Here is a 12,270-nt window from a genome sequence, read left to right as displayed (position 1 = left end):
AAGGCCCTATTGATAGGTTTTGATCACTGCGATCCCGTCCAGGACCACTTCGCCCGCGCTGTCCGTCACGGTAGTTTGCATGCGCAGGCGGCGGTGGGGCAGTTTTTCCAGCACAGTTACTTCTGTCCGAATGGTTTCACCCAGATAGACAGGCTTTTGAAAGTCAAAGGTCTGGGAACAATAGATTGTTCCAAAGCCTGGGAGCTTCTGACCCACCAGGGTGGAGATAAAGGTAGCAATATGAATGCCATGGGCGATCCGCCGTTGAAATACGGTCCTGGCCGCGCTCTCTTCACTGATATGGAAGGAATCCGTGTCACCGATCAGCTGTGAAAACCGGGTCACGATATCTTCCGTGATCACATCACTTCGGCTGGCCCGGTCACCCACATGGATGTCCGCATAGGGAATAAAAAACGGCTCAGACATTGCAGGGCCCCCATTGGATCACCGTGGACGCCCAGGAATAGCCGGTACCCGCCGCCACGGTGACTACCAGATCTCCGTCCACCAGGCGCCCATGCCGCACGCCTTCCTCCATGGCCAGATAGCAGTCGGCAGACTGGCAGTGTCCGTACTCGTCCAGCAGAAAGCTCTTTTCTTCCGGCAGGCCGAAGTGATCCAGCAGGCCCAGCAGCATGGACTTCTTCATACAAATGGGCGCCAAAAATCCAACATCGGAATTGCTGTATCCGCTGCGTGTCACCGCCTGGTCCATAACACCGCAGAAGTGGTCCAGCGTGATGGGATCCAGCCGCGCCTTCATGTCGGCCAGGTCACGCACCTGCAGGTACCAGTCCTCATGGGCAATGGTATCGATCTTGTCTCGATTGCAGCAGCCCACCCCCGGCACCGATACATCGGTGGCAAAGCGTCCGTCCACGATCATAGCGGATTCCAGGATCACATTCCGGCCCAGATCACGCTCCAACACCGCAGCAGCCGCTCCGTCGCCAAAGTTGAACATGAACCGGCTGTCGCCGTCGGCGTAGTTGATAAGGTCTCCTTCCTTGGAGGATGACACCAGGAGCACCCGCTTCAGACTCTCGTCCTGCAGCATCATAGACTTCAGTATTTTCAGGGCGTATACCCCGGCTGAGCACAGATTGTGGATCTCAAACGCGGCCGCGTTCTTGGCACCGATCTCCTCCTTGATCCTGGCGGCACAATTAAACATATAGTAGTCCTTATACTCACTGCCGCAGTATACCACCAGGTCCAGTTCCTCGGGCGGCAGCCCGTCCAGAGCCTTCAGGGCCGCCTTGGCCCCCATACCGGACACGGTATCTTCCGGCCCGGCCTTATGCACCTGCTTGATGCCGAATTTATCCCGAATTACGGGCTCCGGGATTCCCGACGCCTGACTGATATACAGGCTGTCCCGTATACCGGCGGGAACATAGGAGCCGATACTGCGTATACCAACGTTATGTTTCACCGGTTCAATCCCTCGCCTCTCCATACAGCTTTTGAATCTCATGCACCACGATCTTACCCACGTTATTTTTGGGGATATCGTCCACAAAGGTCACATATTTGGGGATCTTATACCGAGCCAGTCTGCCGTTGAGCGCCGCCAGGATCCCAGCCTTGTCGATCTCCATGCCCGGTTTGAGGGAAACGACGGCTTTGCCCACTTCTCCCCACTTTTCATCAGGCACGCCAATCACGCAGGCCTCCCGGATGGCCTCGATCTCATACAGGGCACTTTCAATCTCCGGGGGGAAGACATTTTCACCGCCGCTGATAAACATGTTCTTTTTCCGGCCCACAATATAGTAGAAGCCGTCCTTGTCAAACGTGGCCATGTCGCCGGTATGTACCCAGCCGTCCACCAGCGTATTTTGAGTCTCGGTTTCATTGCCCCAATAGCCGCTGAAGATCTGGGGACCGCTCCACAGCAGCTCGCCGGGCGTGTCCGGCGTGGTGATCTCGTTGCCGTCGTCATCAATCAGCTTGGGCTGGGTCAGATAGAAGGGCTTACCCACGGAGGCATACTTTTCCTCCACCACCGATTGAGGCACGAACTGGGGTGGCGTGGACAGGTTGTTGGGACCGGCCTCGGTCATGCCGTAGCCCAGCACAAACTTGATCCCCTTGTTCCAGAACTCCTGCATGATATTCTGAGGGGTGGGAGCCGCACCTGCCATGACCCATCTCAGGCTGGACAGATCCGCCTGCGCAAACTCAGGCCGCTCCACCATCATGCGGAAAATCGTAGCTGCGCCAAAGAGATAGGTGATCTTCTCCTGCTGCACCACCTCAATGGTCTTCTGCGGATCGTATCCTCTGTTGATGTAAATAGTGGCGCCTGCATGGAGCAGCGGCAGGGTCAGCAGGTTCCATCCTCCGGTATGGAACAGCGGCAGCAGGATCAGGGCCTTGTCATCATAGCGCAGGCCCCAGGTGCAGATCTCGCTGAAGGAGTTGAACATCTCGCATCGGTGAGAGATCAGTCCGCCCTTGGGCAGCCCGGTAGTGCCGCCGGTGTGAATGATGAGGTGGATGTCCTCCAGCTCCAGTTCCGGGCAGGATACAGGTGCGGCGTCACCGGAGGCAATCAGTTCCCCGTAAAAGGCGTGGGTCCCCGTCTCCTGCCGGTCCAGCACCACAAAGTGCTCCAGCACACCCCGCGCTTCCAGCTCTTTGGCCGTGGCCGCAAAGCAGCCCTCATAGAACAGCACCTTGGGCTGCTCACTGCCCATAAGCTGAGCCAGCTCATCCACAGAAAGCCGGGCATTATAGGGGACCAGGATGGCTCCCAGCTTTCCCGTGGCAAAATAGCCGTCAATCAACTCCACCCGGTTGCGGCTGATGAAGGCTACCCGGTCGCCCTTGCAGATACCATACCGGCTGCGCAGCAGGTTGGCCAGAACATTCGCCCTGCGGTCCAGTTCGCCATAGGTGTATTTCTGTTCCGTGTCCAGATCAACTACCGCAACACCCTCACTGTTGAGCCGGGCCCGGGCATATGCGTAGTTGCCGATCCAACTGTTGTCCATGGTTGTATTCCCCTTTCCTCATTTACCCTTCGGGCCGCAGTTTTGATGCTGTATACAAGATGCGGCGCGCCAGATTCTTCATGGTGGTCACACCTTCTTCATCTTCCAAAGCATCCTTAGCTCCGCCTTTTCCGGCGACACCGATATTCCAATAGGTGTTGCCGACGACGGTACAGTCGTTGCATGCCGCCCAAAGGAACAGCTGCGCAAAGGCAAAGTTTTGTCCGGCTCTGCGGGCTACGGTCACCGGCGCCACCAGCTTACCACTTAGCACGCTGGCGTTAAACTCATAAGCGCCCTCTTTTGCCTTCATCTCGCTTACCGCCCACCGGCCGCAGAATCCTGCTCGATCCAGCACCGCTTTGAGCTCCGGCGTAATGGACGCATGATAAACCGGACTGCCCAGAAGCAGGACATCAGCCTGCTTAATCTTCTCAAATACCTGCTGAAAATCATCTTCCCAGATGCATGCCTTCTTTTCCACACATCCGTAGCAGGCACGGCACCCCTTTACTGAGAGATCAAACACCCGGACCAGTTCCGTTTCAGCTCCGGCCGCGGCACATTGCTCCAATACGATGTTTATGTACCGTTCCGTGTTCCCGTCTTTTCTCGGACTGCCTGACAGCGCCAAAATTTTCATACACTTACCTCCGCAGTCTGCTTAAAACATATTCTTATAGATCCAGAACCGCTTTGGTAGCTGCGTTAAGCTTGGGCTTGGGCGTCACAAGAGACACCACTACCGTCAGAGCCACCGCTACAGCGGAGGTGATGAAATAGCCGAAGAGGCTGGAAGGATAGGTAAAGTTGGTAACCAGCGGCAGGATATTGAAAATGCAGGAGTATGCGATACCCACCAGAGCGCCCTGCTCGGTGCAGCGGTCCCACAGCAGGCCGACCACAAAAATGGGGAAGGTAGCACTGACCAGCGTGCCCCAGCCAAAGGTGCCCAGCAAAGCTACCATTTCGGAGGAGTAGATAGACACCACGATAGCAACGGCGCCCAGCACGAACATAAAGATGCGGGAAATGCCGATCTGCTTCTCGGGAGCGATCTTGATACCCACTGCGCTGGGCAGATCCTTGGACAGGAGCGTGGAAGAGGAGGTCAGGAACATAGAGGCAGAGGACAGTGCCGCGGCCAGAATAGCGGCGTACACCAGCATCTGCGCCCAGATGCCCAGGTAGTCGGCAAAGGCATAGATCGCCTGGTCATTCACTGCCAGAGGCTCGATCTTTCCGGTAGCAACCAGATACAAAGCACCGTAAGCACCTGCAACAGCCAGGAAGCCCACGATGGTGTGGGTGATGGCAGTGACCAGACCGGCCTTGGGCAGATCCCGGGGGTTCTTGACCGCATACATGCGGGTGAGCACCTGAGGCTGACCGACGCAGCCCAGGATGGGGATCAGCATCCAGGCCAGAGAGACCGCTCCGGGATAGGTGCCCCAGGCGTTCAGGAAATCAGGACCCAGCGTTTTGGTCACGCCATTGGTGGCTCCCGTGACCTCGGGGACCGCGGAGACAGCCTCCAGCACACCGCCAAAGCCGCCGGTCACGGCAAAGAAGGCAATGATAAGCACCAGGCTGGCCACCACCATGATGAAGCCCTGAAATGCCTGAGACAGCAGGCCGCCTACCTCGCCGGACAGGGCGGTATAAATGGTCAGCAGGCCAAAGATGATGATGCCTGCCACGATGGGGGGAATGTCCACCAGATTGGAGATCAGCGCCGTGCCGGCGGAGATCTGAGCTGCCAGGTAGCCTACGCAGCCCAGGCAAATGATGATGGACATAAGCGCCTTGATCAGCTTGTTGTTGTTAAACCGCAGGTCGCAGATGTCACCCAAGCTGGAAATGGGCGCCACCTCGGCCATGGCACGCATTTTCTTACCCAAAATCATGTAGCTCATGGCAAACGCCGCTCCGGACAGCATCCAGAAGGTCATGGCGTTGCCGGTACCGTAAATGATGCCGGGCACACCCACCATGGCAAAGGCAGAGGCGATACCGGCCATAGAGCTCAGCCCCACGGCCACGGGTCCAAACATGGCCGTGCCGCCGAAATAGGCCTGGGCAGTGGTGGCCTTCTTGCGGGCCCAGATGCCAATGGCAAAGGATACCACAATCATCAGCGCCGAAAACAGGAGAATCAAAGTAATCGTACCGCCAGTCATACCTGCTTGCCCTCCTTAATCATTCTAGCCTTGTCACAGAAATCATTCCAGTCTTTTTCGCTCAGCCACTCATCCTGCAGCAGATAAAAGCCCAAATTCAGGGTCAGCTGGCCGCCGATCCAGTACAGGAAAATCGTAGGCGCAAAGGAAGGATCAAGGCCAAACACCGTAAAGGTCGGCGTGACCCCCTGGAACAGGTTCGCGTAGTAGCCCGACAGGAGAAAGCTGACGATCCAAAGCACAGCCCAGATCCCCATGGGATAGATCAGAACCTTCTTGGATATTTTCTCCCCCTTTGCCATTCCAAGCAGCATATGCAGGAACATCAGCACCACTCCGGCGCACATGCCGAACACAAAGTGGCCCATGGTTCCGCTTACAATGCACACCATCCACAAGGCCGCAATCAGGATCCAAATGACGGTTTGATGTTTCTTTACGTTCATGCGCTCATTCCTCCTACTCAGTCTTTTCCCGGTTTACCTCTGCGTTGTTTTACTCCACCTCCTCTCTCAAACATGAAACATGAATCATGATTCATCTTATGGTCATAGTATCCTATAAATGTTTATTGGTCAATAAGAAAACTGACCTTTTCTACAATTTTTCGGATTTTCACAAAAGCAGGCCACCTTTTTAGTAAAGAATGCCAATCCCATTAATTGTATTAAAAACAAACGCAAGGCCGGTCCCCGCAAAAGGGACCGGCCTTGCCGAAGTCACGTTTCTGTTTATTTAAAAATGCCTGTTTCCAGGACTTTCATTACCTCGTCCACCAGGTGGTCAATGTTGTCCTCCTGTTTCAGCACCAGGCTGTTCAGCGCGACAAAGTTGGTAATGCCCATCAGCACATAGCTGAGCACATCCGGGTCAATGTCACGCACTTCCCCTGCCTGCTGCGCCTGGGTCAATCGGGAAACATAGAATTTAGAAAACGATGTATAGAAGTCATCCAGCAGGGTTTTGTCAATATACAGCGACTCCCATACGATATTGAAAATGGCCTGATCCTTCTGCACATACTCAAAAAAGCTGCGGATTCCGCGGCGCTCCGCTTCTTTTCGGGTGGTGCAGCCGGCAATGGCCTGACTGGAATTGGCACGGATCCTGTGTCCGTATTCCTTCAAAAGATAGCGGTAAAGGCTCATTTTGCTGTCAAAATAAATATAAAACGTACCGCTTCCTACGCCGGCCCGCTTGGTGATATCAGAAATGGAACCACCATGAAAACCCTTTTCATAAAACACCGCTTTAGCCGCCTCAATCAGCTTTTCCAGCGTTGCTTCGCCGCGTTTTGTCTTTGGTTTTATGATATACTGTTCCATAAAATACCTCATTTAAGCAACTTTTGTAGCTAAATTTTCGTTTCTCGACCTTCGGGCCGAAGTGCATAGCGTTTGTAGCTTAAAGAATACACGCTTTTCCCTGATTTTTCAATCATTTATCATAATATGATCACTCACGCAGAAGGCTGTGTGGGCCTCTTCACCGCTAAATCCACATCTGCCTGACAGCTTTCACCCACAAATTTATAGAGAAGATATGTAAGGCTTTTGCGCCAACAGGATCTTATCTGTGTGAGAATTCCCTGTAATCAGGACAATTATATATATTATATTTTACTACAAATACACCAATAAAGCTACTTTTACGGCAATAAAATCCTCAAACACGCTTCACCCGAAGGCTGCGCCGCTTTTTCCAATTGTCTTTACCGCAAGAGCCCATTCCCAGGAATATCCTTTCTGAGAAGACACTCTTACATACCAGCCGTTGTAAAGTCAGGCTCGTCTATAGTTCAGCCGCTGCACACCTGTCAGGCTTTTTAATTAAGCTTTCAGTGACTCCGCCGCCGCGGCAAAGGACTCATGGCCAGCCAGAAAGGCAAAGCATTCGGTCTCGTCCCGCAGCAGCATAGCGGCCAGATTCCCGTGGCCCAGGGCCAGCTTGGTAACATAGCCATCACGCTTTGGGCAATGGCTATTATTAAAACTGCGCCTCTGCTTTTGTGTAGATTTACGTTTTAGCCGCCTTTATAAATTGGGGCGAGACAAGCTGCTATGGCACCGGTTGAGAGCTCAACTCCGTGCACATGATCCCCCGCCCTCACGAGGAAGTGGAATACATTCTGCCGTCGCTGGAACAATGAGACTGTCTGAATAGACAGCCGGCGCATCTCTGGAGGAAGACCGCTGATACAGCCGTCTCTCCCCCGGAGATGCGCCACTTATTTTTCTAGCCCAGCCTACAGCACAAAGACAGACTCGCAGCAGCGGTAATCTGTGTCAATATTGTTGGCGAGAAAACGGGCTTTGAATTTACGGGGGCTGCACATGGCTCCGCCGGATACGCTCAAGTCTTCCGGCACAACAAATTTTACGCACTTTACCAGCACATCCCGGCACACAGGCGCGCTATGGGCAGGAATAGTCATCGCCTTCATGCCCCGCTGGTGCTCCATGCCATCCTGATCCACCTCGGTGAGAATGGCCGCCAGGGCCACCCGCTTTCCGGGACAGACGTTTTTAATGGTCACATCCATTTGAATGATCCGGCCCTGAGACTCCAGCCACACATCCCCCAAGTCCACCAGAGCCGAATCCTGACAACCTTCCACCGTCAGCTCCACCGGTTCGGGACATTTCTCCGGATGAACCACAATGCTGCAGTCCACCAACACGGCAGGCTCCGGGAAAGAAACCACGTTTCCCTCGTTGTCTGAATATGTGATGGACTGGTTCACCAGCTTGGTCCCGGACTGCTGGCCTACATGACGGATAAAGAAATCCAGCGTTGCGCTCTCACTGGAGGTGACCCCCAGCTGGGGGATATTCCACCGCAAGGAATGGGCGTCCAGCATGGCCACCGATCCTTTTGCAGGGGAAGCAATGCTGGTGATGATAAAGTCCGGGTTGACAACTTCATCGATGACGATATTGGTAGCGCCCGGCTTGGAAATATTGGCGGCCAGCTCTGCAAAGAGTTCTTCCAGGTCGGCAGCGTCCGGCGTCACCGCCACATGGGAGGCGTCCGGATCGGTGGCCCAATTGTTCAGCGCATTGATGTCCAGACCGTCGGAGCCGATCAGGCCAATGCAGTAAATGATGATTCCCTGCGCTCTGGCCGCTGCGGCCACAGGAGCGGGCGGCGCACCGGCGGTGGTATTGCCGTCGGTAAACATGACCATGACCTTGGCATTGGAAGAGGCCGGATCAAACAGCTGGGCGGCTTTGGCAAAGGCATCGGCGTGGTTGGTACTGCCGCCGGCACTCAGGCTGTCCACAGCGGCCTTCAGCTCATCCACAGAGGTAATTAGCTGCGTATCCACCGCAGCAGTATTGGAAAAGCTGACGACGGCCATTTGGCTTCCGAAGCCGATCTGACCGTCTTTGCTGCCGTCCGTGGCCTCGTCAATGATGTCAATGAAGGTCTTTGCACCCAGCTTCATATTGGCCAGAGGTGTTCCAGCCATACTGCCGGAGCGGTCCAGCAGCAGCACGATATCAGTCGGATTGGAAACAATATCCGGCGCTGCCGTCAGCGCCAGAGTAACCCGCAGGGTACCATCACAGGCAATGCGGTCGGTGTTGATTACTTTGTTGGAATTCGTAACACCCATGTGTGTTACCTCCTTCTGGGAAAAGCTCCCGCCTTATACTATGATCACAACCATGAAAGCGTCCCCTCCTTTCACGGCAGGGACGCTCTGCTTTGTCTCAAAGAGCCCTTTGGTTAAAACAACAGCCTCCCGCCGTTCAGCGGGAGGCTGTTTGATTATACATTGTCTTCTTTAATCCCCAGCAGCGGAAGCGCCACCGTTTTGGTAAACAGGTCGATGAGCGGCCCCATAAAGAGCGGCGAGAGATCAGCTCGTAAGACCAGAAGCCGTCATAGCCGGTGGCCTTCACGGCGTCAATCCAGTCCTGCATGGGGATCCACTCGGGTGCCATTGGCGCGGGCGAGGTCTGCGTGTCCTCCACCAACCGAAACTTTATCGGCCGCATGGGCAGCAAGCAGGGTGACGTATATCTGGCCTCTCCCCTGTCCGTGGCAGCCAGCGCTGTCACTGGAAAGCTGACCGATCCGCGTACCATGCTGTAAGGAGGGGGAGACTATGGAAGAGAAAATTACAGGCAGAGTTCTGAAATTCGGAGATAACATCAACACGGATATTATTTCTCCCCCTGCCTATATGGAGTTGTCCATGGAGGAAGTCGCCAAATACGCCATGAGCCCGGTGGATCCGGAATTTGCGGCCACCGCCCGCCCCGGCGACATCTTCGTGGCGGAAAACAACCTGGGTATATTGGCCATTGAATGTCCGGATACGGATAAGATCTCCAAATTTGACGAGATTTCTGTGGATACCCAATCGGGGATCATCCGCAATCTGACCACCGGGGCAGAATACCACTGCGATAAAATTCCGCCCCATATCATGGAGCTTGTCAGCTGCGGCGGCCTGGTGGAATCCCTGAAGCACAAGCTGAACCGGTAATTTTTCATTATCCAACACCGTTTTTGCATAAAAAATCGGGTGTGCCGCCACATGGCGGCACACCCGCTCTTTTTTATTCAGACCTCCCAGTCGGCGTAATCCTCCGACTCGTCGTCGCAGCAGCAGCAGGAATCCTTGCAGCCAAGCATCCCCTTCAGCTTGCACAGCAGCTCCATGATCTTATCCCAGTAAAGAACGGCGGCGTAAACCAGCGCGCCCAGCACGGCCAGCAGCGCAAACAGCTTGGCCAGCATGCAGACCAGTTTCTTCATATCGGCAAACAGCCTCCTTTTCTTTCCACTTATTTGCGGATGTCATCAGTGTACACGTTTCCTGTTCAAAATACAAGTGTCTCCGCCTACTTTCCCGAAACTTTTTCCCTTGTAATTTTCCCAAAAATAGAATACAATAGAGTGACAAAATATGATTCAGGTCCCCCGGCTGTGCAGGCCGCTCCAGCGGCACCGCCTGCCGGATCCACTCCCAGGAAAGGAAGGGATGCATCCATGAAATTCCAGACGGAACAGGGCGAGATCACCATCAGCAGCGAGGTGTTCACCAATATCACCGGCGCCGCCGCCACCAATTGCTACGGCGTGAAGGGCATGGCGGTACGCTCCAAGGCCGACGGTCTGGTCCACCTGCTGCGGCGGGAATCGATGGGCAAGGGCGTCAAGGTCACCTATAACGAGGATTCCTCCGTTTCCATCGAGCTGCACATCATCGTGGACAACGGCGTGAACCTGATGGCGGTGAGCCGCTCCATCATGAGCGAGGTCCGCTATATCGTGCATCGCACCACCGGCGCCGAAGTGCGCAATGTGGACGTGTGCATCGACTCCATGGTCATCGGCTGACCGACCGCCATCGAAAGGAAGGAACACAGACATGAGAGAGCGTATTGACGGAGCGTCTCTGGCCCAGGCCTTGATCCACGCGGCCGCCTCCATCAATCTGCAGAAGCAGCAGATCAACGAGCTGAACGTATTCCCCGTACCCGACGGGGACACCGGCACCAATATGAGCCTGACCATCTCCACCGCCGCCGCTGAGCTGAAGAAAAAGCAGCCCCGCACGGTGGGTGAGGTGGCCGCTACCAACGCCTCCGCCCTGCTGCGGGGCGCCCGGGGCAACTCCGGAGTCATCCTGTCCCTGCTGTTCCGGGGCTTCTCCAAGGCAGTGAAGGACAAGGACACCATCGACGGCCGGGATCTGGCCATCGCCCTGGACTTCGGCGTGGCCGCCGCCTACAAGGCGGTGATGAAGCCCGCGGAGGGCACCATCCTCACTGTCTCCCGGCTGGCCGCCGCCCGGGCGGCCGACGCCGCGCGGCAGACCCCCAACGACCCCGAGGCCGTGCTGGAGGCCGCCATCCAGGAGGGTCTGGTGGCACTGGACCACACCACTGAGATGAACCCCGTACTGAAAAAGGCGGGCGTCGTGGACGCCGGCGGCAAGGGCTTCCTGGTCATTCTCCAGGGCATGCTGGACTCCCTGCGGGGTGTGCCTCTGCCCGACGGAGCTGAGGACACCAAGACGGAGACCAAGACCGATTACGCCGCCATCGCCGCCGAGGAGATCACCTTTACCTTCGACACGGTGTTTATCGTCCGCAAGACCACCAACAAGGAGCTCACCTCCTTTGAGGCTTACCTGAACAGCATCGGCGACAGCCTGGTCATCGGCGAGGACGACGACTGCTTCAAGGTCCACGTCCACACCGACATTCCCGGCGCTGCCCTCACCGAGGCTCAGAAGTACGGCACCCTGGAGCTGGCCAAGATTGAAAACATGCGCACCCAGGCGGAGGATCTGGCCGCCGGACGCCACATCCAGAGCACCGACGATCTGGAGGAGGATGACCACGACCACCAGGAGGAGGGCGGCCGGAAGATCGCCGCTCCCGAAAAGAAGTATGGCGTGGTGGCGGTGGCCGCCGGCGACGGTCTGGCTGCTGTATTCAAGGATCTGGGGGCTGACGGCGTTATCAGCGGCGGTCAGACCATGAACCCCTCCACCGACGATATCATGAAGGAGATCGACGCCACCCCGGCGGAGATCGTCTTTGTCCTGCCCAACAACGGCAACATCATCATGGCCGCTCAGCAGTGCGTGCCTCTGGCTGAGGGCAAGAAGGTCGTGGTCCTGCCCACCAAGACGGTGCCGCAGGGCATCTCCGCCCTGATGATGATGGATCCCGAGGCCGACGAGGAGGCCAATGTGGCCGCCATGACTGAGGCTATCGGCAACGTCCACACCTCCGAGATCACCTATGCCGCCCGGGACTCTGACTTTGACGGCTTCGCCATCAAGCGCGGCGATTACCTGGCCCTCACTGAGCACCAGCTCTTCGGCACCGACCGGAAGCTGGAGAAGCTGCTGCGCCGGCTGGCGGAGGACGAGAACCAGCAGAACGCGGAATTTATCAACATCTTCTACGGCGAGGACGTGTCGGAGAAGGACGCCCAGAAGGCTCTGGAGCTGTTCACCGAGTGCTGCCCCAATGCTGAGATCACCCTGCTGTCCGGCGGACAGCCCGTGTACTACTATATGATCTCCGCCGAATAACCAAAGATGCAAAAAGCCGCCC

13 protein-coding genes and 1 pseudogene are annotated in these 12,270 nt (G+C 55.9%); 4 read left to right on the top strand and 10 right to left on the bottom strand.

The window, feature by feature from the left end:
- Positions 1 to 6: 6 nt before the first annotated feature.
- The 9 genes and pseudogenes from ACTNB1_RS09370 to ACTNB1_RS09330 all read right to left on the bottom strand — a co-directional run bounded on the left by ACTNB1_RS09370 (position 7) and on the right by ACTNB1_RS09330 (position 8,801).
- A complete protein-coding gene (locus ACTNB1_RS09370) occupies positions 7 to 429 on the bottom strand; it encodes a MaoC family dehydratase (protein ID WP_441169069.1) in 423 nt (140 codons plus the stop codon).
- Positions 422 to 1,438 carry a 3-oxoacyl-ACP synthase gene (locus tag ACTNB1_RS09365; protein ID WP_441169068.1) on the bottom strand — a complete coding sequence of 339 codons (1,017 nt, stop codon included), beginning with the start codon at positions 1,436 to 1,438 and terminating at the stop codon, positions 422 to 424. Before ACTNB1_RS09365 ends, ACTNB1_RS09370 begins: the two co-directional genes overlap by 8 nt.
- A gap of 4 nt (positions 1,439 to 1,442) precedes the next feature.
- Positions 1,443 to 3,002, bottom strand: a complete 1,560-nt coding sequence (locus ACTNB1_RS09360; RefSeq protein WP_441169067.1) for an AMP-binding protein — start codon at positions 3,000 to 3,002, stop codon at positions 1,443 to 1,445.
- Between the two features lie 22 nt (positions 3,003 to 3,024).
- Entirely contained in the window at positions 3,025 to 3,645 is a 621-nt protein-coding gene (locus ACTNB1_RS09355) for a flavodoxin family protein (protein ID WP_441169065.1), read from the bottom strand.
- A gap of 34 nt (positions 3,646 to 3,679) precedes the next feature.
- A complete protein-coding gene (locus tag ACTNB1_RS09350; protein WP_441169064.1) occupies positions 3,680 to 5,182 on the bottom strand; it encodes a sodium:solute symporter family transporter in 1,503 nt (500 codons plus the stop codon).
- Positions 5,179 to 5,628 (bottom strand): hypothetical protein, encoded by a 450-nt coding sequence (locus ACTNB1_RS09345; protein WP_441169062.1) that lies wholly within the window; start codon positions 5,626 to 5,628, stop codon positions 5,179 to 5,181. The genes ACTNB1_RS09350 and ACTNB1_RS09345 overlap by 4 nt, the downstream gene beginning before the upstream one ends.
- A gap of 285 nt (positions 5,629 to 5,913) precedes the next feature.
- Positions 5,914 to 6,507 (bottom strand): TetR/AcrR family transcriptional regulator, encoded by a 594-nt coding sequence (locus ACTNB1_RS09340; protein ID WP_441169061.1) that lies wholly within the window; start codon positions 6,505 to 6,507, stop codon positions 5,914 to 5,916.
- Positions 6,508 to 7,017: 510 nt separating this feature from the next.
- A pseudogene (locus tag ACTNB1_RS09335) lies at positions 7,018 to 7,131 on the bottom strand (GGGtGRT protein); the annotation flags it as partial.
- Between the two features lie 296 nt (positions 7,132 to 7,427).
- Positions 7,428 to 8,801, bottom strand: coding sequence for a vWA domain-containing protein (locus tag ACTNB1_RS09330; RefSeq protein WP_441169059.1), 1,374 nt, complete (start codon positions 8,799 to 8,801; stop codon positions 7,428 to 7,430).
- A 278-nt stretch (positions 8,802 to 9,079) separates the two neighbouring features.
- Here ACTNB1_RS09330 and ACTNB1_RS09325 point away from each other — a divergent pair, with 278 nt between their 5' ends.
- Complete coding sequence (locus ACTNB1_RS09325) at positions 9,080 to 9,283, top strand: aconitase family protein (RefSeq protein WP_441169057.1); 204 nt, start codon at positions 9,080 to 9,082, stop codon at positions 9,281 to 9,283.
- Between the two features lie 13 nt (positions 9,284 to 9,296).
- Positions 9,297 to 9,680 carry a hypothetical protein gene (locus ACTNB1_RS09320; RefSeq protein ID WP_441169056.1) on the top strand — a complete coding sequence of 128 codons (384 nt, stop codon included), beginning with the start codon at positions 9,297 to 9,299 and terminating at the stop codon, positions 9,678 to 9,680.
- 77 nt (positions 9,681 to 9,757) lie between these two features.
- Here ACTNB1_RS09320 and ACTNB1_RS09315 read toward each other — a convergent pair whose 3' ends face one another.
- Positions 9,758 to 9,952, bottom strand: coding sequence for a hypothetical protein (locus ACTNB1_RS09315; protein WP_441169055.1), 195 nt, complete (start codon positions 9,950 to 9,952; stop codon positions 9,758 to 9,760).
- A gap of 234 nt (positions 9,953 to 10,186) precedes the next feature.
- Between ACTNB1_RS09315 and ACTNB1_RS09310 the strand changes: the two genes are divergently transcribed.
- Positions 10,187 to 10,537, top strand: coding sequence for an Asp23/Gls24 family envelope stress response protein (locus ACTNB1_RS09310; RefSeq protein WP_130870171.1), 351 nt, complete (start codon positions 10,187 to 10,189; stop codon positions 10,535 to 10,537).
- Between the two features lie 31 nt (positions 10,538 to 10,568).
- Positions 10,569 to 12,248, top strand: a complete 1,680-nt coding sequence (locus tag ACTNB1_RS09305) for a DAK2 domain-containing protein (RefSeq protein ID WP_441169053.1) — start codon at positions 10,569 to 10,571, stop codon at positions 12,246 to 12,248.
- Positions 12,249 to 12,270 lie beyond the last annotated feature (22 nt).

It is taken from the genome of Flavonifractor sp. HCP28S3_F3, assembly GCF_052065355.1.
In the GTDB taxonomy this organism is placed as follows: Bacteria; Bacillota; Clostridia; order Oscillospirales; family Oscillospiraceae; genus Flavonifractor.
This window is presented reverse-complemented; position numbering and strand designations above follow the sequence as displayed.